At 60.5% G+C, this 21,479-nt stretch carries 18 protein-coding genes and 2 pseudogenes; 7 read left to right on the forward strand and 13 right to left on the reverse strand.

Translation table 11 applies throughout. The features are described from left to right. Positions 1-207: 207 nt before the first annotated feature. The 4 genes from ACI2KB_RS27805 to ACI2KB_RS27820 all read left to right on the forward strand — a co-directional run bounded on the left by ACI2KB_RS27805 (position 208) and on the right by ACI2KB_RS27820 (position 4,812). Positions 208-1,866, forward strand: coding sequence for an ABC transporter substrate-binding protein (locus ACI2KB_RS27805; protein ID WP_404640090.1), 1,659 nt, complete (start codon positions 208-210; stop codon positions 1,864-1,866). A 383-nt stretch (positions 1,867-2,249) separates the two neighbouring features. Beyond that, positions 2,250-3,233, forward strand: coding sequence for a DUF1852 domain-containing protein (locus ACI2KB_RS27810; protein ID WP_404640092.1), 984 nt, complete (start codon positions 2,250-2,252; stop codon positions 3,231-3,233). A gap of 26 nt (positions 3,234-3,259) precedes the next feature. Next, complete coding sequence (locus ACI2KB_RS27815; RefSeq protein ID WP_404640094.1) at positions 3,260-4,288, forward strand: methionine synthase; 1,029 nt, start codon at positions 3,260-3,262, stop codon at positions 4,286-4,288. A gap of 14 nt (positions 4,289-4,302) precedes the next feature. Continuing rightward, entirely contained in the window at positions 4,303-4,812 is a 510-nt protein-coding gene (locus ACI2KB_RS27820; protein WP_404640096.1) for a flavin reductase family protein, read from the forward strand. 81 nt (positions 4,813-4,893) lie between these two features. Here the strand turns inward: ACI2KB_RS27820 and ACI2KB_RS27825 are convergent. Together ACI2KB_RS27825 and ACI2KB_RS27830 are read right to left on the reverse strand one after the other, a co-directional pair. After that, positions 4,894-5,625 (reverse strand): annotated as a pseudogene (locus ACI2KB_RS27825) (CbtA family protein). A gap of 18 nt (positions 5,626-5,643) precedes the next feature. After that, the gene (locus ACI2KB_RS27830) at positions 5,644-5,856 is read right to left on the reverse strand and encodes a CbtB-domain containing protein (protein WP_404640098.1); all 213 of its coding nucleotides are present in this window, start codon (positions 5,854-5,856) and stop codon (positions 5,644-5,646) included. Between the two features lie 186 nt (positions 5,857-6,042). Here ACI2KB_RS27830 and ACI2KB_RS27835 point away from each other — a divergent pair, with 186 nt between their 5' ends. Then, the gene (locus ACI2KB_RS27835; RefSeq protein WP_404640100.1) at positions 6,043-6,612 is read left to right on the forward strand and encodes a histidine phosphatase family protein; all 570 of its coding nucleotides are present in this window, start codon (positions 6,043-6,045) and stop codon (positions 6,610-6,612) included. Between the two features lie 227 nt (positions 6,613-6,839). Here ACI2KB_RS27835 and ACI2KB_RS27840 read toward each other — a convergent pair. The 8 genes and pseudogenes from ACI2KB_RS27840 to ACI2KB_RS27875 all read right to left on the reverse strand — a co-directional run. Further along, positions 6,840-7,244, reverse strand: a pseudogene (locus tag ACI2KB_RS27840) (glutathione S-transferase family protein); the annotation flags it as partial. 87 nt (positions 7,245-7,331) lie between these two features. Continuing rightward, the gene (locus ACI2KB_RS27845; protein WP_404640129.1) at positions 7,332-7,613 is read right to left on the reverse strand and encodes a hypothetical protein; all 282 of its coding nucleotides are present in this window, start codon (positions 7,611-7,613) and stop codon (positions 7,332-7,334) included. Between the two features lie 19 nt (positions 7,614-7,632). Further along, positions 7,633-10,575: a bpX6 domain-containing protein gene (locus ACI2KB_RS27850; RefSeq protein ID WP_404640102.1), complete on the reverse strand. Its 2,943-nt coding sequence runs from the start codon at positions 10,573-10,575 to the stop codon at positions 7,633-7,635. Beyond that, positions 10,562-12,391, reverse strand: coding sequence for a hypothetical protein (locus ACI2KB_RS27855; RefSeq protein WP_404640104.1), 1,830 nt, complete (start codon positions 12,389-12,391; stop codon positions 10,562-10,564). Before ACI2KB_RS27855 ends, ACI2KB_RS27850 begins: the two co-directional genes overlap by 14 nt. Further along, complete coding sequence (locus ACI2KB_RS27860) at positions 12,391-12,828, reverse strand: hypothetical protein (RefSeq protein WP_404640106.1); 438 nt, start codon at positions 12,826-12,828, stop codon at positions 12,391-12,393. Before ACI2KB_RS27860 ends, ACI2KB_RS27855 begins: the two co-directional genes overlap by 1 nt. A 5-nt stretch (positions 12,829-12,833) precedes the next feature. Next, on the reverse strand, positions 12,834-13,955 hold the full coding sequence (locus ACI2KB_RS27865) for an AAA family ATPase (protein ID WP_404640108.1): 1,122 nt from the start codon (positions 13,953-13,955) through the stop codon (positions 12,834-12,836). Positions 13,956-14,182: 227 nt separating this feature from the next. After that, positions 14,183-14,614, reverse strand: a complete 432-nt coding sequence (locus tag ACI2KB_RS27870) for a nuclear transport factor 2 family protein (protein WP_404640110.1) — start codon at positions 14,612-14,614, stop codon at positions 14,183-14,185. A 56-nt stretch (positions 14,615-14,670) separates the two neighbouring features. Beyond that, on the reverse strand, positions 14,671-16,101 hold the full coding sequence (locus ACI2KB_RS27875; RefSeq protein ID WP_404640112.1) for an MFS transporter: 1,431 nt from the start codon (positions 16,099-16,101) through the stop codon (positions 14,671-14,673). A gap of 513 nt (positions 16,102-16,614) precedes the next feature. Here ACI2KB_RS27875 and ACI2KB_RS27880 point away from each other — a divergent pair. Beyond that, on the forward strand, positions 16,615-17,847 hold the full coding sequence (locus ACI2KB_RS27880; protein WP_404640114.1) for a DUF1835 domain-containing protein: 1,233 nt from the start codon (positions 16,615-16,617) through the stop codon (positions 17,845-17,847). Between the two features lie 9 nt (positions 17,848-17,856). Here ACI2KB_RS27880 and ACI2KB_RS27885 read toward each other — a convergent pair whose 3' ends face one another. The 3 genes from ACI2KB_RS27885 to ACI2KB_RS27895 all read right to left on the reverse strand — a co-directional run bounded on the left by ACI2KB_RS27885 (position 17,857) and on the right by ACI2KB_RS27895 (position 20,422). Further along, on the reverse strand, positions 17,857-18,984 hold the full coding sequence (locus tag ACI2KB_RS27885) for a metallophosphoesterase (RefSeq protein ID WP_404640116.1): 1,128 nt from the start codon (positions 18,982-18,984) through the stop codon (positions 17,857-17,859). 33 nt (positions 18,985-19,017) lie between these two features. Continuing rightward, a complete protein-coding gene (locus ACI2KB_RS27890) occupies positions 19,018-19,350 on the reverse strand; it encodes a hypothetical protein (protein WP_404640118.1) in 333 nt (110 codons plus the stop codon). Positions 19,351-19,552: 202 nt separating this feature from the next. Further along, positions 19,553-20,422, reverse strand: coding sequence for a GyrI-like domain-containing protein (locus ACI2KB_RS27895; RefSeq protein WP_404640120.1), 870 nt, complete (start codon positions 20,420-20,422; stop codon positions 19,553-19,555). A 254-nt stretch (positions 20,423-20,676) separates the two neighbouring features. Here ACI2KB_RS27895 and ACI2KB_RS27900 point away from each other — a divergent pair. Beyond that, a partial coding sequence (locus tag ACI2KB_RS27900; RefSeq protein WP_404640122.1) for a type VI secretion system Vgr family protein occupies positions 20,677-21,479 on the forward strand: 803 nt, incomplete at its 3' end.

Raw genomic sequence — 21,479 nt, forward strand, 5'->3', positions numbered from 1 at the left:
AGATGGCGAATGCCGAATGGATCGTGTTGGGCAGTCAAACAATGGGTTGCTTGCTGGTGCGTGCTACTGCGTTAGATCTGAACATGTCTGCAAGGCCACACTTCGCCCCCAACAGGGCACGCGATTGCTGGCACCCCATCTGTGATGCCACAATGCCGCTCCTGCCTTGCTCGCTAAACGATAAGCGCGATTCACGGACCCTCCACTATGCCCAGCCTCCGTAGCGGCTCTAATACGCCAGGTCAGCCGGATAAACGTCTGTCGGGTCGGCTGCGTCGGCTACTGTGTTTCGTGCTGTTGTTCCCGGCTCAGGCGGCGTGGGCGAGCCCGGTTACCCAGCAGAATGGTGCCGTGCAGGTGATTGATATGCAGCTGCGCTGGAAACATCAGTTTCAGTTCGCCGGCTACTACGCTGCCGTGGCGCAAGGCTATTACCGCGAAGAGGGGTTGGACGTACGCATTCACGAAGGTGGTCCTAACGTCACACCCGTCGAAGAAGTGCTTTCCGGGCGTGCGCAGTACGGTGAGGCCAACAGCGAGTTACTCTTCGCTCGCCTGCATGGAAAGCCTCTGGTGGCGCTGGCGGTGATTTTTCAGCATTCGCCCTCCGTGCTTCTGGCGCGCACCGACAAAGGTGTTCGCACCGTGCACGACCTGATCGGCAAGCCTGTGATGTTGATGGATGCCCAGACCGATGCCGACTTTCTAGCGATGTTCCGCAGCGAGGGGATACCCCTCGAAAAAATGCAACTGCTGCCCAGCAGCTACCAAATTGAGGACTTGGCCAGCGGCAAGGTCACGGCCTTCAACTCGTACCTGACCAACGAACCCTTCTACCTGCAACAGCGTGGTGTGGACTACAACGTGATCTCGCCCGTCACCTACGGGATCGACTTCTACAGCGACATCCTGTTCACCACCCAAGCCGAGATCGATGAGCACCCTCAGCGGGTCGAGGCTTTCCGTCGCGCGACGCTGCGCGGCTGGCGTTACGCGATGGATCACCCCGAAGAAATCATCGACCTGCTGCTCAAGCACTATTCGGTGGAGAAAAGCCGCGCTCACCTGGCGTTCGAAGCCCAAGCCATGCGTCCACTGGTGCAGTCCGACTTGATCGAGATTGGCCATATGAATCCGGGGCGCTGGCAACGTATGGCTGAAACCTTCCTCGGACTGGGCATGGTCGACAGCATCGACGGTCTGGAAAACTTCATCTACGACCCCAACCCGCCACAGCTCGTCGAGCGGCTGCGCAAGACGATTATCCTGATCAGCATCGGTGGCGTGTTGATCCTGATGTTCACGCTGGTGCTGTTGAATGCCCAGCGCCATCTGCGCAAAGAGATCAAGTTGCGCAAACTCGCTGAAGAGGAGGTCCGCAAGCTGGCGTTCTATGACAGCCTGACTGGCTTGCCCAATCGCAACCGTTTTATTCCCTTCGTCACCCAGAAATTGCTCGGCGCCAAGAGCCGAGGAGAGCATCTGGCCCTGTGTTATATCGACTTGGATAATTTCAAGCAGATCAATGATCGTTTTGGCCACCAGGCGGGCGACGCCGTGCTGATCCATGTCGCCTCGGCCATCAAACCCCATATTCGCGAGTTCGAAATTGCCGCGCGCATGGGCGGCGATGAATTTGTCTTGCTGCTCGACGGCGCGCATCACAAACACGATATCCAACGCATCACCCAGGACATCTGCAAGGCTATCGAGCGGCCCATGCCTTGGAGGGACAACCAGATCCAAGTCAGCGCCAGCCTTGGTGTGGCCTGGTATCCGGAAGATGGCGAACTCCTCGACGAGCTGATGTTCAAGGCCGATGCCGCCATGTTCCAAAGTAAAGCCAGTAACGCTGCGCAAGCCTGAGGCTTGTTTACGAGCTGTTCTGCGGTATGGGCGCTGACAGCGAGCACGGCAAACGAAGACACGTTATACATATCCCCCGAGACTTGCCCTGAAGGGTGTCCAACGGACCATCCAGAAAGAAGGGTTTCAGCAGTTTCTCACGGCAAATGCAGGCCCAACGCAGGGGGAGAACCTCTCTGGCTTCTTTCGTCCCATCATGAGCGTGACTAATATTTTTTTGAGATAAATTCGTTTTTGTTCATGTAGCCCCCGCTTTAAGCTGCCCCCAGCTCTTCACCAAGGCCAGGCTTATGGTCATCGAGTGAGGAAACCGACGATGGGCAGAAGCTGAAGCAGCCAGAAGCTGATTCAGATTTGCCTGAAAAATTAGGGTGCCAGCTACGATGAACAACGAATTCACATTTGCGATCAAGAGCATTTGTTTCGACGAGCATTACGCTCCGTCAAACAACACGCGGATCACCACTAACTTTGCCAATCTGGCTCGGGGTGAAAGCCGTCGGGAGAACCTGCGCAACACATTGAAGATGATCGATAACCGCTTCAACGCGCTGGCCCATTGGGACAACCCTACCGGTGATCGTTACACGGTCGAGCTGAACATCATTTCCGCCGAGATGAATATTGATGCGGGCAGCAGCGAACATGCCATCCCGTTGATTGAAATTCTGAAAACGACGATTGTTGATCGCCACACCCACGAGCGCATCAGTGGCATCGTGGGGAACAACTTCTCCTCTTACGTACGGGACTATGATTTCAGCGTGCGTCTGTTGGAGCACAACAAGAACCAGGCCGGTTTCAGCACGCCAGAAGATTTTGGTGATCTGCATGGCAAGCTGTTCAAGTGCTTCGTCAATTCCGCCACTTATAAAGAGCATTTCGACAAGCCGCCGGTCATCTGCCTGAGCGTGTCGAGTACGCGTACTTACCACCGCACCGAGAATCAGCACCCGGTATTGGGCTTTGAGTACCAACAGGATGCGTATTCTCTGACCGACGAATATTTCCGGAAAATGGGCATGACCGTGCGTTACTTCATGCCGCCGAACAGTGCTGCGCCGTTGGCGTTTTATTTCTCGGGTGACCTGCTGGCGGACTACTCCAACCTTGAGTTGATTGCCACCATCAGCACCATGGACACGTTCCAGAAGATTTACCGGCCCGAGATCTACAACGCGAACTCGGCAGCAGGCAAATCCTATCAACCGAGCCTGAAGCATCAGGACTACTCCTTGACCCGAATTGTGTATGACCGGGAAGAGCGCAGTCGTCTGGCGGTGGAGCAGGGCAAGTTTGCCGAAGAGCACTTCATCAAGCCTTATCAGGCCGTGCTCGAGCAGTGGTCTGTCAGTTGCGCCTTTTGATCAATTCAAAGCCAAGGTTATTTCCCATGAAAAAGTTGTTGCCCACATCCACGGCGGGTAGTTTGCCCAAGCCCTCCTGGCTCGCTCAGCCCGAGACACTTTGGTCACCCTGGAAACTGCAAGATGAAGCGCTGATTGAAGGTAAGCAGGATGCGCTGTGTCTGGCGCTGCAAGAACAGCAACATGCCGGTATCGATATCGTCAGTGACGGCGAACAAACCCGTCAGCACTTTGTGACGACGTTCATCGAGCACCTTGAAGGCGTTGATTTCGAAAAACGCGAAACCGTTCGAATTCGTGATCGCTATGACGCGAGTGTTCCGACCGTCGTGGGTGCTGTTGAGCGTAAAAAACCGGTGTTCGTCGAAGACGCCAGGTTTCTGCGTTCGCAAACTCATCAGCCCATCAAATGGGCCCTGCCTGGCCCGATGACGATGATTGACACCCTTTACGACGCTCACTACAAGAGCCGTGAGAAACTGGCGTGGGAATTTGCCAAGATCCTCAATCAGGAAGCCAAGGAGCTGGAGGCTGCCGGGGTCGACATCATTCAATTCGACGAACCTGCTTTCAACGTGTTCTTCGATGAGGTGAACGAGTGGGGCGTTGCCACGCTGGAGCGCGCCATCGAGGGCTTGAAGTGCGAAACCGCCGTACATATTTGCTACGGCTACGGCATTAAAGCCAATACCGACTGGAAAAAGACATTGGGTTCAGAGTGGCGCCAGTACGAAGAGGCGTTCCCTAAACTGCAAAAGTCCAGCATCGACATCGTTTCGCTGGAATGCCACAACTCTCACGTTCCGATGGGCCTGATCGAGCTCATTCGCGGCAAGAAAGTAATGGTCGGGGCAATTGACGTGGCCAACCATGCCATCGAAACGCCTGAAGAAGTCGCTAACACCCTGCGCAAAGCACTGCAATTCGTCGATGCCGACAAGCTCTATCCGTGTACCAACTGCGGTATGGCACCTTTGCCGCGCCAGGTTGCCCGGGGCAAGCTGAATGCGTTGAGTGCTGGCGCAGATATCGTTCGCCGAGAACTCTCCCGTTAGGATCAGGATCTGCCATGTCGCTTTCTGCTAAGGCCATCGAGCCACTGAGCTTTCGCGAGGCGCTCGGGCACTACGCCTCGGGCATCACGGTGATCACCTCGCAGGTCGATGGTGAGCCGATCGGCTTCACGTGTCAGTCGTTCTACAGCGTGTCGATGAGTCCGCCGCTGGTGTCATTCAGCGTCATGTGCAGCTCGGCCAGCTACCCGAAAATCCGTCAGGCCGGTCGCTTTGCGGTCAACATCCTGTCGGGTGAGCAGGTGGATATTTCCAACCAGTTCGCCCGTAGGGGGACAGACAAGTGGCAGGGTGTTGACTGGCATGCGTCGCCGCTGGGCAATCCGGTCATCGCCGGAAGCCTGCACTGGCTGGATTGTGAGATTCACGCCGAACACGCCGCAGGTGATCACCTGATCGTGATTGGTGAAGTGAAAGCATTGAACCTGCAAGAGGTGACCGCAACTCAGCCATTGCTGTACTTCAAAGGGCATTACCGCAATCTCGCTGCGCATGCTCCGGCGTGAGCACATGGAAGCAGCGAGGTTGAGACAGCATGGACAACGGAGTGGCCGCAGCTCACTCCATTATCCGGTTGATCGCTGCGCTTAAATGCTGGAAGCCTTGCGTGACGGGAACAGCGCCTGTTCGGCGACCTTGCCGAAGATCAGGCCCAGACTGGTCCAAAGGACGACTTGAATGCCCAGCGACGCTGTACGGAATTTCTACAGCAACACGGCAGAGAAGTTTTCCGGCACTTCGTTGATGGTCGGAAACAGGTACGCAGCCACCGACACGATGACCAGATAAAGTGCAACGCCACTGATAGCGCCGCTCCAGGTGCCATGGCGTGCGATCAGCTTGCGTCCGGCATTCACCGAAATGACTGCGGCAATGATCGATACCAGCATGATCAGGAAGAACAGCTGGGTGCGCAGTCCGATGGTGTCCGGGTTACCCACTGAAGGTGGGTTGGGCGGATACTTCAAGCCTGGGATCAGAAACACCACTGCAAAAGCGGCCAGCGCCAGCAGTGCAGCCAGGCCACGAGGGCCAACACGGCCAATACGGCCCAGCGCATAGGCGAAAACCAGCGAAAAAATGCCGCCAAGCGATACGCTGTACACGACCACGCCGGTCAACAGACCCACGCTACCTTGCACCTAGCGGCTGACCAGCTCTTCCTCTTCTTCTGCATCACCGTGCACGTGCGCCATGCTTTCTTCAAAGGCGATTGCCTTGTCCACCTGAGGTTCACCAAACACCTTGGCAAACCCAAATGCCAGAAGGCCTGCAATCAGACCGACGAGCATGCCCCTGACGAGTAAACGACCAGTCATGTGAAAGACCTCAAGCAATCAGTGGCAGGGGAAACCCAGAAGATGGCGACCGTCGTGCACGAACTCGTGAACGTACGCACCGGAGAAGATCGCGGTGGCACCTTGCTCCGCGCCGACAAAATAGATGGCCAGCATCAGCAGCAGCCCACCAAAGATTGCCCACGGCAGCACTTCACCCACGGGAATGGTGGGAATGGAAACATCGGTATCGGTTGCAGCGGTATAAGCCATGACGACCTCTTGGGATTTCGCGTCCCGGTGACGGTGGGGAAGATCAAGGTAAGGTCGGGCTTTCGGCGTTGAGCCGACTACAGTGGCGCGACCGCGTCGGAATTTGATCGACTTCTACTTCCTAACATAAAGATACAGCTCGGCTGGTGTAGCCTGAGTGCATCCAGGCACCACAGGAATTTCGATATGGCTCTACGCTTGACGCTGATCGCTCATGCCAGGACTCTGGCTCAAAAACAGGCACGCTTCCCCCTGGACGAGCCTGTGGAGATCGACTGGGAGCAGAAGAAGGGCGAGTGGTCAAAGATGTTTGGTCGGCAGACCCGGTTTGTGTGCGGGCCTGAACTGAGAGCCCGACAGACTGCTGCGCTGTTCTCAGGCACTGTCGAAATCACCGAAGCCCTTCGCGATTGTGATTTTGGGGACTGGAAGGGACGGCAGGTTGAAGCGATAGGGCCCGCCGCGATGGGTGCCTGGATTCAAGACTGGCAGGCAGCTCCCCACGGAGGCGAGTCCATTCATGGCGTGTGCCTGCGCGTTAACGACTGGCTGGATTCATTGTCAGGCACCGGCCATATTGTTGCTGTCACGCATCCGTTCTTGATGCGTGCAGCGTTACTCAAGGTGCTGCGTTGCCCACCCGCCTCATTTCATGCCATCGATATCGAGCCCCTTTCGGCAGTGGATCTCAGGTTTAACGGGATCTGGAGAATGAGAGCGGTTGGCCTGGGTGCCTTACCGCAGGCTCTTTGCTAACTCGTATCTCATGGCTCGCCCCCGGCTGAGTACGTGGTGGCGCAATTTGCACCGCTGATTGCAGTTTCCTCCAGCTTGGCAGCAACCGAGTTGCTGCGTTTCACATGGTGCACGCGGGGAGATGACTGAGCGCGAGTGTTCGATTTTGGCCGATTGCAGCCAGTGACGAACGCAGATTCCCAGCACTGCATCTGCCCCCTACCAGAGAGGGCAGATGCCTCTTCGCTTCACTTTTGTGGCGCGCCGCGCTCTACCATTGCTCGCCACTCTTGGACGCTTGGTCTCTCTTGCATTCTTACATGCCATGCTCGCAACGCTTCACATTCGTCCGGTATGGGAAGCTTAACCAGAGCGGCGAAAATCATGCCGCCCAGGACCGCGATATCGGCCATGGTGAACCTGTCGCCCGCAACGAACGGTTGATTTTTCAGGACACTGTCGAAATAACGCATGCCTCGTACTGCTTTGTCGCGCATGTGATTGCCCCATTCGGGGTTCTGGTAAACCTCTACCTGCGGGCCCAGCCCCGGCGTTGCGTGATGAAAGTAAACGCTGACCGCGTCGAGAAACTCGATTTCGGCGCGCTTGGTCATCATGTGGATGAGGCCCTTTTCTACCGGGGTTCGCCCGCTGCGGTTCTCCGCCACGCTGGTTGATCGGGCTGAAGTCCATCAGCATCTTGCCCGTCGGGCCAGGACCGTAGCAGATGCTCAGGATGATCACGTCGCGCTCATCCCCCTGAACGTTCTCCAGGTTCTTGAGGAACAGTCCGTTGAATTGCCCGGCGGGCTCATCAACCAGATGGGCTTGAGATCGTTGATGACCTTGCCACTGTCACCACTGGCCAGTTCGCGGATGGCGCGATAACGCATGGTCTTGCCCAGTTCATGTTCCAGCTCGCGGCGGCCTTTGGCGTAGGCTTTCTTGAACTCCCGAGCTTGTGGGTCCAGTGAAAGATCGCGCGGTGCATGACCTGAGCAGCGGCCAACAGAATCGCTCAAGCACTGCCGTTCAGGTCTTTCACCCCACCGACACCCCTCGCACCCGCGAATGATCGGCATCGATATGCAGCAGCCGCCCTTGATGATCGAACAGCACCCATTCGTTGCCTACCACGCGCAGTTGCGCATGTTCCGGCGGCCATGTCAGTTCGGCACACAGGCGGTCGCTGTTGCGGTGGATGAAGTGCCAGCGGGTCTCATCGTTGGCGACGGCGTAGCACACCACCAGCCATTGCTCGAATGGGTAAACGTGTAGCGGGTCGACGTCATCCTGAATGAAACCGGGCAGGCGATAGCCTTTGCTGGCGCCGCTGGCGTGGACCATCAGGATGGAATCGGCGTCATCACTGTTCTTGATCCAGAACTCGGTGGTTCTGCCGGTGGCGTTGAACACTTGCCAACTGTGCGCCTGGCTTCTGGCGGGCGTTGGCTCGCGGCTGAGCAGGCGGCGACTGGGCAGCAGGTAATGCCAGATTTGGGTGTCTTCTGGCGTGCTCAGCAGTACGGATTCGTTGTGTTCGTTGTCGCGAATGTAGGCGACTTTTCCGGGCAGATCGCTGATGTGCCACAGCGTTTCAAACCGGCGATCGACGTCCACGACGCGCAATTGCGAACCTCGGCCGATGGTCCAGGCGGTGCCATCGAAGGTGCTTGCGAAGGCGTCCAGCATCAGCACGCCCAGATCGTGGGCACTGCGGTTGACCAGATCCAGTTTGCTGATGCGCCAGACGTCGCCGCGCTGTGCCAGGGCCAGCGCGACCTGACGGCTGCGGCCCAGCACGAGGGTCTGGGTGGGCACTGGAAAGTGAAAGACGGTCTTGCCGCTGGCGTCGACCACCAGCGCACCGGCTTCTCCCAATGCCAGCAGGTAGCGCTCGTCGGTCAGCGGCACCGCGTCGAGGATCGCGCGGCTGCCTCGCTCTGGCGCTGTGAACGTCAGCGGGTCGCTGACCCGCTCAAGGGCCGGATTGGGCTGTTTTTTGCGGGGCAGGGCGCTGCCGGGCAAGTCGGCCTGCAGCAGTTTGTCCTTGCTCATTCTGACCAGCGCCTGAAGCTGCTTATGGCTGAGCTGTGCGTGCGGCCCGGTTTGATCGCAGATGACGGCGCGCACGGTCGCGGCCGCAAGCCAGGCCAGCGCCGGGCTGTGGGTTTTGTGGGCCAGCAGCGCGTGGGCGAGGGTGGCCCGGTCCAGTGCTCCCGCGGGATCGTCGCGCAGTTGTTCGACCCAAGGGCCATAAGCGGTCAGCGTGTCGGGCAGCAGGATGGCGCGTTTTACCAACGCGCTGATCGCCAGACTGCCGCCGGCCGCTTCGGCAGCGAGCAACCATTGCCCCGCGCGTTCGCGCTCTTGCGGCAGGCTCCAGATCACGTCCACCGCTTGCAACCACAGACCCTTGTCGATCAGGGCCAATGCCCATTCCAGGCGCAGGCGCGGGGCGAGGTCAGATCCGCTTTTCTCCAGCATGAGGACGGCATCAGAAAATGCGCTGTCACGCCTTGCGACCTGCAATGCCCGTTGCCAGTCGCCCGCCAGACACAGCAGGCGCACGATGGTCGAGGCGGGCATGTCCCAGGCCAGCGCAAGGTCGGCGGCTTGCTGAAAGCGTTGGTGCTTTTCCAGATAGTCGAGGGCTTCCTGACGTGCTCTGAGCAGTTCCGCCAGCACGAACACGGCCTCTTCGACACGCCCCTCACGGTCCAGCCGTTCGAAGGACTGCCGGTAGACCTGCTTGAGATGGGTCTCCAGATCGTCGCTGAAATACAGGCTGCTGCGCGGGCCGGAACGCTGGCTGAGCGTCAGATCGTCGCGTCGGTTGGGAGTGCCGAATGCCTGTCCGCCATCGCTTGTACCGCCGCCCAGAGGAATGGCGTGGCGCAGCGCTTCGTGCAGGTCGCCGTTCTCGAACATCTCCAGCATCCGCTGCATGTACGCCGCCTGGCGTTTGCCGTAGAGCGCAGACAGGCGCGAATGGTGAGCCAGGCGCGTGAGCCAGCGTCGCCACCTGGCCGGGCCACGGGGTTTGCCCGATGCCCGTGGCGGTACGTTTGACGGCGCGGGGCGGGCGGCTTGGGTCGATGGTTGTGCAACCGCCGTTGCGCCGCCGCGCCGCCAGGCACGTATCGCCATCAGCACCAGGGTGAACAGCACAACGCCCATGACCGTCCAGAGCACCGTATTGCCCCAGTCGAACGTGGCAGGGGCGGCAGGGGTTTTGTGCCTGACGGGGTTCGCCGTGGAGGTCAAGGTCGGCAGTTGCGCACCATTGAAGGCATGAATCGCGTAGAGGCCAATGCCCACCGCGACCGCGATAAAACCTGCCATGCCGTCTTTGATCGGGGGCGCGTTCTGCTGATGGCTCCCGTTATTGCGGGGGCCTCGAATGGAAGGTGCTTTTTGGGCGCCTGCCAGGCGCTGCCGCTCCAGCAGCGCTTGCATCACCGCTTCGCGTTCGGGGCTGACGGGCGCGAGCGAGTCCCCAAGGATTTCCCGTATGTCAGTCGGTGGGGAGGGTGGTTCGACGAGAGCGTCTGGCAGTACCTCGCGGCAGTCATAGGTGTCGAGCAGCGCGCACTGGCTGATGTCGATCCAGTGCTCGGGCGAGAGCGGTGTGGCGTCGCGCAGGTGCAGGGCGCTGACGTGTGTGCCCAGTACCAGCCAGACATCGGCATGGGCCAGGCGCTGCATCTCTGCCGGGGTCAACTGCGCCGAGCACAGCGTTCTGCCCTGACGAATCAGGGGCCAGCCCGCGACGCCTTCGCAGAGCATCGCCCTGGCCTTGGGAAAGCGCAGCAAATCGCCGCCAGCGAAGCGAAAGGCCGTGGCGTCGGTTTGCCAATGGGCGACGATCAGCCGGGCGCGTTCCTGTTCGCTGAAGCGCTCGACGGGAAACCACAGCCCCTCGATTTGTTGATAGCCCGTCAACGCCGGGCGGCGAATGGTGACCGCGTCAGGTCCGGACATGGGTGTTGTCCTCTGTCAGTGCAGGTGCCTGATTGCACATGATCTGCAGGACCCGGCGCTCGTCTGGCACGCAATACACCAGCAGTTCGCGGGTCTTGGTCAGTGCGGCGACCAGCTTGCTCATCGGGCAGAAACTGATTCTTGCGATGGGATCGGGGGTGGTGAACAGCACCTGTTGCTCGCCCAGGCTCCAGGCCGCGACAGATTGCTGGTTGGGGCTGAGCAGGATCATGCACAGCGCGTCGTCGTCCCCGATCAGCAGGCCGATGCCTTTCCAGCCAGGTGCCAGATCCACCTGCTCGGTCTGACCGTTGGGCGAGACGAGTTGCCACTGTTGGTGCTCGTCGATCTGACTCATCCAGGCGCAGCCCCCAAAGGCTTGATGCCAACGAGGGCTGGCCGGGAACAGCACCTGATCGACGTGGTTGGCCATGCCGACCAGATGCCCCGTTGAACTGCTCTGCCAGGGGCTGAGCCGGTGCACGTACAACCGACCGGCATCCTTGCGCAAGTAGGCCAGGGTGCTGTGGTCGACCTTGGCCATGCCCACGACGTTGTCGGCCATCGCGTGGGTGATGCCCGGCTGATGCGGGGTGGGCAGTTTGCCGTTGTCGATCACCCAGAAGACCAGATGCCCCTGAGTGTCGAGTAGAAAGACCCGGCCGTAGGTGCCGTTGTGCAGCCAGACCACCGGCAGCAGCGCGGCAGTGCCCACGGGCACTTGCAGTTGCTCCCGTTCAGGCCGACGTACCGGGTTGACGCCGGGCATGTTCCAGAACACCAGCGTTTCGTCGATGCTCAGCACGGCGCCGGGTGTGCGACCCGGAAAGTGGATCGCCAGCGGTGTGGCAAATTTGCTCCAGAGCGTCTGACGAACATCCAGCGTCTTCTTCTGTTTTGGGGCGGGCAACTTGATCACCACCAGTCCCGGCTCATCGAGCATTTTCAGGGCGACATGGCTGCCGGTGCTGGAAATGACCGGCGCCAGCGTCAGAGCGACCCTTGGAATGCGGCCCTTGACCGACCGGTGGGCCATCTGTTGCGAGGTGTCGAATTCGCCCTTGATCAATTGCAGGGCCAGGCGCTCATCCGGGTTGGGCAGGGTGATGTTTCGCGACGTGGCGCCCTGCAGCGCGAACGTCAGGCTGTGGCCATCGAGGCTGCGTTGTACCTGAACCCGATGGGTACAGGCGCGGGCGTCCGTGATGGGTAGACGCGGACCGACCAGCCAGCGTTCTCCGTGGTCGTGCCCCTGCTGCGCCAGCCAGTCACGCCAGGCATCCCAGTGCGGTTCGCTCACGGTCTGGTAGGTGCGCGCCTCCAGCAGTCGCTTCAAATGTGCGGAATGCTTGAATTCATGCAGTTGTGGCGTGTTTTGCAGAATGCCCCAGCGCAATTCGGCACCGGACTCGCTGGCGCGTCGGGCGAGCAGGATCAGCAGCGCCAGGTGTACCAGACGCGGTCCGCCCCATTGCAGGGGGCCTGCGTCGAACAGCACGACGATCATGCGGTTGGCTTGATGGGTTCGGTACTGCGGGGCGAGAAACAGATGCTCGCCCACTGCTGCCCTGCGCAGAAATTCATCGGGCAGTTCGTCGGCCAGCAGCCATTCGCTGGTCAGCAGGCGTTCATAGGGACCACGGCGTTGCAGGTCGCCCAGGCCGTCGGGTTCAGGCACACCGCCCTGCTGCATGCCGCGCAACGGGCCGAGGATCGGGTTGAGGCGTGCGAACAGATCCGCCAGCAGCGGCCATTGCTCTGAGTCGAACCCGTGCAGCCATTCACTCCAGGGTTGTAAGGCGGGTGGTAATTGCATCAGCGACCTGCCCACTCATCCTGAATGTGTTGCAGATGCCGGGCCGTGACGGGCAGGCATCGATCAAGCGGCAGCACGGCGTTCGGCGCATGCCACAGCAAAAGCGGCGCGCGGGAGAACCTGCGCAGCAGGGCCTGTCCCATCAAGTCCAGCGGCGCATCCGGTTCCCAACTGGTGGGCAGCCACAGGCCGGGCGCAGCGGTTTCGGCGCAGGCATATTCGACACCCTCGACCCACGGCAGGTCGTCGACATGGCCCATGACGATCAATACCTCTCGGTTGGCGGTGGCGTGCAGGCGCGACGTCTGATCCTCGCTCATGCGCAGCAGCCGGGTGTGCAGGCGGGCTGCGACCGCGCCCCAGGCCACGGCGGCCTGGGCCTGTCCGGGGTCGCGGCGCGCTCGCCAACGCCAAGGAATGGCGGGGGCAGTGGCCATGTTCGTCATGCCTGGGTGGTCAGCAGATGGGCCACCTGGCTGCGCACCTCATGCAGACGCTGAGGGAGGGTCTGGCTGTTGAAGTTGGCATCGATCTCCCGCAGCAGCGCCTCCAGCAACGGGCTGGCGGGCGGTTCAGTGCGTGCCAGGTAATCCTCGGCAGTCTCGATCAGCCGATGCAGGCGCGCCATCGGTTGCAGCGTCGCCTCTTCGACGGCACTGAACAGATGGCTGTTGTTGCACTGGGCAAACAGGTCTTTCAGCACTTCACGGCCGTGTTGCTGAATCTCTTTGGTCGGCAGCACGTAGAGCAGCGGCCAGAGGTCGGTTTCGCTGGCTTCGAGCTGCCCGCGCAGCAGCGCTGCCGCCGCGATCAGGCGCTGTGATTTGACGATGCGCCGGTCAGACAGGTGAATACCGGCTTCGCGCAGCCGGCGGATGGCCTGGGCCAGTGCTGGCCGCACGAGGGCGAGGTCGACGTCCTTGAGCGCGTGGCCCAGGGTGTCGAGTTGAGTCAGGCCCAACAGGTGGGGAACCGGACGCTGCTCCGACTGCCAGCCGCCCGCCAGCATCGCTTCCAACTGGTTGTCGGGCACGGCGTCCACGAACAGGTGCAGCAAAAAGCGGTCGCCGAACGCTGCCAGCGACTCGTCGTCAGGCAGCCCGTTGGCCGCACCGACACAGACCCGCAACGGGCACTGCACCTGCGTGTGACCCCGGCGGAAGCGCCGTTCGTTGAGCACGCCCAGCAAGGTGTTGAGGATGGCCGTCGAGCCGAGGAACACCTCGTCCAGAAACACGATGTCGGCCTCGGGCAACATGCCGCTGATGTCGGTTTCCACCGTGCCTTCGCGCAGCTTCTTCAGGTCCACCGTGCCGAACAACTCCGACGGCTCGGTGAAGCGCCCCAGCAGGTACTCGAAATAACGACCGCCCATGGACTGCGCCACACGACGCACCACCGCGCTTTTTGCGGTGCCGGGTGGGCCGACCACGAGAATGTGTTCCTGCGCGACAGCCGCCAGCACGATCAACTCGGCCAGTTGCTCACGGCCCACCAGCCCTTCGGTGGCAGCACGAACGGCATGACGGATCTGAGTAGCGGCGAGGTCGAGCGAAGCGGACATGGGGCATCTTCCTTGAAACGGCGGTGGCACATAGTGCCTGAAGGCGAAGGCGAACTGGGAAGTTCATCGGCAGGGAGGGCGCGAGCTTGAGTTGAGAGTGTTCGAGGTTGAACCTTGGGCGGTGTCACGGCCCTGCTGACCGTGTTCTGTGTCGCGTTGAATCCGACAGTCTGTCGGCAGGGTAATGGAGGATCACCCCACCGACGGCTCAGAGAAAGGAAGGTGGATCAGAACTTGAACGCCTGACGACCAATCAGCAACCACTGGCCTTTCTGCTTCTGCCAGATCTGGAAGTTCTCGATCTCGGTCGGGACTTCCACGCCGCTGTTCACCGCCTGGGCGGAGAAGTGGTTGCGCACCAGCGCAACGTCGCCGTCCATGGTGATTTTCTGGTTCAACATCTGCAACGTTTTGAAGCCGCTGCGGCCGGTTTCGATGTCGGCGATGAACTCATCCTTGTTCTGAATCTTGCCGCTCGAATGGCCGTAGGTCACTTTGTCCGACGTCAGGGCAGCGAGGGCCTTGGTGTCCTTGTGCAACATGGCCTGGGTCATGTTGTCGACCGCTTTGGCGACAGCTTGCTCATCGGCCGATGGCGCGGCCAGGACGTACCCTGAAAACGCACCCAAAAAGCCCACTAGCAGTTTCAACTTGGTCATCGATATTTCCTTTTTGTTGTGGTCGGGGCGCATCACGCCCCGCATGTGTTTGAGGTTCAGAGGTCGGTGATTTCTTTGTGGCGCGGCACCAAGGCTTTCATCACGCTCCACGCCACCAGATAGGCCAGCGCGCAAATGGCGAACATGATCATGTAGCCGGTGTGAATGTCGTTGATCGACTTGTAATAGTCGAACACCCAGCCGCCGATCTTGGTCATGACCACGCCGCCCAGGCCGCCTGCCATGCCGCCGATGCCGACGACCGAGGCCACGGTTTTCTGCGGGAACATGTCGGAAACGGTGGTGAAGATGTTGCAGGACCACGCCTGGTGCGCCGAGGCGCCAATGCCGATCAGTAACACCGGCACCCAGAAACTGATGTAGCCCAGCGGTTGTGCCAGCAGCACCAGCAATGGGAACAGCGCGATCACGAACATGGCCTTCATGCGGCCATCGTAGGGTTTGTCGCCACGGGCCATGAAATAGCTCGGGAACCAGCCACCGCCGATGCTGCCGACCATGGTCATGCTGTACAGCACGAACAGCGGCATCACGATGGCCGCGCCTTTCATGCCGTACTGCGCGGAGAGATAAGTGGGCAGCCAGAACAGGAAAAACCACCACACGCCGTCGGTCATGAACTTGCCGAAAGCGAAGGCCCAGGTCTGGCGATACGTGAGCAGTTTGAACCAGGACACTTTTTTGGCGGACGTGTTCGCAACCGGCGCCGCCTTGACCGACTCGGCCTCGTCACTGCGGATATAAGCCAGCTCTTCGGACGTCAGGCGCTTTTGCTGATCCGGCTTGGCGTACAGCGCCATCCAGAAGCCCAGCCAGACGAAGCCCAGCAGGCCGATCACGATGAAGGCCGATTCCCAGCCCCACGCCGCAGCGATCAAAGGCACGCAAATGGGCGCAGCGATGGCGCCGACGTTGGCACCGGAGTTGAAGATACCGGTGGCCAGCGAGCGTTCTTTCTTGGGGAAATATTCCGCCGTGGCCTTGATCGCGATCGGGAAGTTGCCCGCCTCGCCGATGGCCAACACGGCGCGCGACAGCATGAAGCCTGCGATGGACACCGGAATGGCGGCGAAACCCAGCGCTGTGGTGATCGCACCAATGCCTTGCCCCAGCGGCACTGAGAACGCATGCATCACGGCCCCCGTGGACCAGACGCCAATGGCCAGCGTGTAGGCGGTCCGGGTGCCGATTCTGTCGACCACGCGCCCGGCGAAGATCATCGCGATCGCGTAGACGAACTGGAAGACCGAGGCGATGTTGGCGTAATCGGTGTTGCTCCAGCCAAATTGCGTCGAAAGATCCGGGGCCAACAGGCTGAGCACCTGACGATCCAGATAGTTGACGGTCGTGGCAAAAAACAGCAGCGCGCAGATCGTCCAGCGGTATTTGCCGACCGTCCGGGTCGCCGCCTGGGTACGGCTTTGCGCAGGCGCAGATGATGAATGGGTGGACTCGTTCAGGCTCATGACATCACTCTTGTTCTTGGCGGTGTGATGGTCTCTCGGCGATTGGGCGAGAGTGCATATGTACGTCTCCGAGGCGAAGCGCCTGGAGTCGGACGTCTAACAAGTACAGGGCGGCGGGATCGAAAAGATACTCACGAGCGATATCGACGCAGCGGACGTGCAATCAGCCGAGAACAGCGACAAAGGCAGGGTATGTGGGGTGATGAGCAAGCAATTCGCTTTCATGTGAGTGACCGACGGGTGTTTTTATTGTTAGTCGTGATTCGTAACGAATCATATGTTGTCGTACAACGAAATACGTTATAGCCAGCGACTCATCAGGCTGTCAATGTCCGCGCTGATGTCGTGAGAGCAGGATCAAACGTTGCTCATGCCCCTTCATCCCGCTAAAGTCCGCATCCAGGCGTCTGCTACGCCCGCGGTCCGCGCGAAGGGGTCTCCCGTAGCCTGCTTTTCCACATTCTTCATTCCAGCTCCGGCTTGTCGGCGGACCGAGCCCTGTAAGGAGTTGGCATGCCTGCCTCTAACACGTCCGGTCTTCTTGATGTCCCTGCGCTGCGCAAACGCGCCAAGCGCCTGTTGAAAGCCCTGAACAACCACGAAGCCGACGACGCTCGTGTCCAGTTGCACACACTCGGTATCCCTGGCCCTGACTATCGACTCGCCGATACCCAATGGCTGGTGGCGCGCGAAGCGGGGTTCGCCAGTTGGCCCAAATTGATTGCCCACACCGACAGCATCGAGTTCGCTGCCCGTCATCCGGATTTTTCCACGACCGGCGAAGCGAACGTCCAGCATTGGCGCTGCGGCAACGACATCGAACACGGCCTGCGCATTGCAGGGTTTTCAGGCTCGTTTCAGATGTTCGACGATCCGATGGTCATGGGGCCGGTGCCCGTTTTGCCGGACGATGAATACTGGGCCGTGCGCGCGGTTTACATCGAGCAGGCATTCGGGCTGTCGATGCGGGATGTCGAGCAGCGTCAAGTCGTGCAGCGCAAGGCGCTGGCGCAACTGAATGCCGACAGTGAGCTGGTGTTGTGGTGCGAGGCGGACGCCTACGATCAGTTGTTTCTGATCCGCTTGCTGGCGAGCCTGCCGGCGATGCCGCGCAGGCTCGAACTCATCGAAATCAGCCGGATGCCTGGTGTGGAGCGCTTCATCGGCATTGGCCAATTGGCGCCGGACGTACTGGCCTGGCTCTGGCCGCAACGGCGACCGCTCGGCGAAGACGCCGTGGCGCTCGCGCGCAAAGCCTGGGCGGCCTTCACTGCGCCAGACCCGCGCGACTGGGCACGTCTGGCCGCAACGCATCATACGGAACTGCCGTTGCTCGGCCCTGCGCTGGCGAGGCAGTTACAGGAACTGCCCGGCGCAGACGACGGCCTGAGCCTGACGCAGCGTTTGATCCTGCGCATCCTCGCTGATGCGGGGGAGTTGCCCGCCGGAAAAGTGTTTGGCCAACTGATGCTGCGTTACGAACCACTGCCGTATCTGGGCGACATGATGTTCCATGCGTTGCTGCGCCCGCTGATCGATGCGCCCCAGCCGTTGGTGCATGAAGAATCGGGGGATGCGTGGTCCAGGCGGGTGATTCGCATCACTGAGCTGGGCGAGCAGATTCTGCGCGGGCAGGTCAACTGGCTCGACTGCACGCCAGCAGAGCGTTGGGTGGGCGGGGTGCAGATCATCGTTGATCAGTCACCTTGGGTGGTGAGTGGGGAAGGGCAGGTGTGGCGGCGTTAATACCTCGCTTCAGTCCGGTTCTGCAGCCCGCTTCAGCGTGATACGTGTCAGCTCCGACGGCACGCCCAGACGCAAGGCAAACCCCGGCCAGAGCGCCGTGCCGTTGTTGACGTAGAGCTGCATGCCATCGACGTCATAGAAGCCGGATACAAAACCTTCGTTGGCCCGGGCGATGAAGAGGTCGAGCGGGCGGATCATACCGCCGTGAGTGTGCCCCGACAGCTGCAATGCCACGCCCTGGCGGGCAGCCTGCCGGGCGTTGCGCGGCTGGTGGTCGAGCAGGATGATCGGCGTGTTCGCAGGTGCGCCGGACAGCGCCTTGCTCAGATCGGGACCGGGCAGCCCCGCACGCGGTGCACTCAAATCTGTCACGCCTGCCAGGGTCAATTGCGCGCCGTCACGTTCGATCACCGCATGGCTATTGTTCAGGCGCTTCATGCCCATCGAAGCAAAATGCTGCATCCATGTTTCGTTGTCGAAGAAGTATTCGTGGTTGCCTGGAATCACGTACACCCCGTCGGGCGCATGCAGATCGCGCAGCGGCGCCACGCCCTTCGTGCGTGCACTGAGAGGGCCATCGATCAGGTCGCCGGTGATCACGATCAGGTTCACCCCGAGCGCGTTCGAACGGTTGACCACCTCCCGCGCCCACGGCTCATCGAACAGCCGACTGATGTGCATGTCCGTCAACTGCAATACGGTGTAGCCGTCGAACTGCGCAGGCAGATTTTTGATCGCGACCTCGATGTCCTTGACCGGCGGCACGCGCATCGCTTGATGCACGCCGATAGCGGCCAGCACCAGTGCGGCAGTGCCAGCGGCGTATCGGGCCGCAGCGGGGATGGTCAGCCAGCGCTGTCGAATCAGCATCGTCAGCAACGTGCCCAGATCCAGGACGATTTGCAGCACCGCCAGCAACAGGATCGCACCGAATGCCCAGTTGAACAGCACCACCACGGCGCGTGGAAACTCCGGCGAGAACACACTGCCGGACGAGAACCGCGAATACAGGTGGTACTGCGAGGCGAGCAGCAGCAACAGCGCGCTGGCCAACCTCGCAGGCAGTGGCCAGGGCATCGGCCAGATGTATCGAACGATCACGTAGAGACACGGGCTGCTGAACATTAGGTGGAACATCAGTTGGCTCCTGTGAGCTGGGTTGCCTAGGCCTTATGGTTGATGGATCGCCTCACGAATCTCCGTCACCACGTACCGCGATGAACCCAACACCGCACAGGCCAGAACGCCGGAAAATTCCAGGCTGCGTACTGCAGACTTCGAACGCGCGGGCTCGTTCAGCGATCGGGCCAGCGTGAAGCCAATCAGCATCTCCCGCCAGATACCGCTGTGGGTGAACACTATCTGGCCCTTGGGTTGTGAAAACAGTCGGGAGACAGGGCGTTCGCCCCGTTTGGGCTGAACGGCAAAGCGAACGTTGAACGTGGCAGGAGAGGGTGGCGCATCGAATGTCCGGTGTTCGGTCTGGCTGAGAGGTGCTTTCATTGGCTCCGTCCGATCCATCGGGACGTCCCTGAGCGTGCGGGGGGTATTGAAAAAGCGTTATAGCGGACTGCCACACGCATTTGCGATCCCTTTCGGGCAGGTGAGTGAATCGGCCAGTCAGGCAGGTGCTTGAACACCTGATTCAGCGCCTTCAATAGCGCGGTTGAAACATGCCTGTTTCTGGCCGAGGGTACTCGTTTCTCTATTTCAACGGCACATAAATATCTGTTTGCCATTGGTCCAGCGGCGTCTCGGGATAGACGCTCAGGTAATGGAAAAACAGCGGATGATCACGAAGCTCCTCAGCGCTGGCGGGTAACCAGTCGCGGTAGATCGGGTAGATGCTTTCGCCGATGTAATCCGGTGAGCCGACATGGCGAACCACGGCGCAGCGGCCCGCGGGGATGACCAACTCGCCCACGCCAAACGCATTGGGTGCTACGTCTTCGCTGATCTCGCCACATATCGCAAAACGGAAATCCTCGGCGGGCGTGGTGTCGGGGTTGTCGTAAGGCATGCCGAACGTGCGGCTCGTCACCACCGGCGATTGCCCGCTCTGCATGCGCCACTGGCGAAAGCGCTCGACACTCTCATTGATTCGCCCCGGTGCCCCGCGATGCTCAAGCGCGGCGAAGCGGGTTGCGGTAAATGTCACGATACGCACCTGCATGGTGATACTCCTGGAAAAGTGGGGGACAACGAACGCCGCATTCCAGACCTGCCAGTTCGGGGCCCTGGCGAACATACTCGGCGCCACGCCGAACGCGCGCTTGAACGCCCTTGAAAAGGCTTCGGGGCTTTCGAAACCGGCACTCAACGCGGTTTCCAGCACGGACTGTCCCGGCCGTTCGACCAACCGATGCGCCGCACGCCGAAGCCTCATCAACTGCACATACTGCGACACCGGCACCCCGACATACGCCGAGAACTGGCGATGAAAATGAAACGTCGAAAAGTTCGCGATCCGGCTCAATGTGCTCACCGACAGATCGCCTTCAAGGTGCGTATCGATGTAGGCGAGCACGGCCTCGAAGCGCTTGCCGTAAGTGGGGTTGTGCAGGACGTCGGACACCGGGTGAAAACTCCTGAAGATGCGGTGAGCGGTAGCATCCCGTGTTTCGCAGGCGGGATGCCTAGCCGAATTTGCTGCGTTGACGCTGTTTCCGCCCTCCCGTCTAGGGCCATGTAGGAAACATCCCGACATTAGGTAATACCCCTCCTGTTCTTGGCTTGCCCTCTGGCATTGCCCAGCAAAATCACTGACTGTTCGCAACGATACTCTGCGCATGGACGCGCCGGGCCTTTCCATTGCCACGGATGTCAACCATGCATAACGCGCCGCCGCTGTTCTTCGACCACTCCCGCCACACCCTCTGGGTCTGCAGCCTCGACACCACCCTCGACGTCCTGACCTTCACCGGCACCGAGCGCCTGAGCGAGCCGTTCACCTACCAGATCGAATTCACCTCGTCAGATCAGGACATCGCCGCCGAGCGCGTGCTCAACCGTCAGGCCCGTTTCAGCCTGCACGCCGTGCCCGACCCGCTGGACAAGCCGTTCCCCGGCTTTCCACAGCCCGAGATCAAACCACTGCGCACCGTGAACGGCGTCATCACCGGCTTTCGGCGTCTGTCCGGCTCCCACGACGAAGCGCGCTACGCCGTGACCCTGCAACCGCGTCTGGCCCGGCTGGCGCGTGGCAGACAAACCCGTATTTATCAGCACAAATCCGTGCCGGAAATCGTCGATCACGTCCTGCGCAGCCGCCACGACATGCTCGGTCAGGATTTCTGGTTCAACACCGTGCGCGAGTACCCGCAACGCTTGCAGGTCATGCAGTACGACGAAAGCGACCTGGCCTTCATCGCCCGCCTGCTGGCCGAGGTCGGCATCTGGTACCGCTTCGTCAGCGATGACCGACTGGGCATCGACGTGGTGGAATTCCACGACGACCAGCGCCACTACCGCTGGCCCCGCACCCCATTGCCATGCCGCCCTCCGTCGGGCCTGAGCGGTGGCACTCAGGATGCCGTGTGGAACCTGCAAGCCCGCCACGAAGTGGTCGAGAAGAACATCCATTTCCGTGCCTACGACCCACGCAACGCCCGCGTCGGACTCGACGACAACGT

The sequence above is a fragment of the Pseudomonas sp. NPDC088444 genome (assembly GCF_044900175.1).
Taxonomy (GTDB): domain Bacteria; phylum Pseudomonadota; class Gammaproteobacteria; order Pseudomonadales; family Pseudomonadaceae; genus Aquipseudomonas.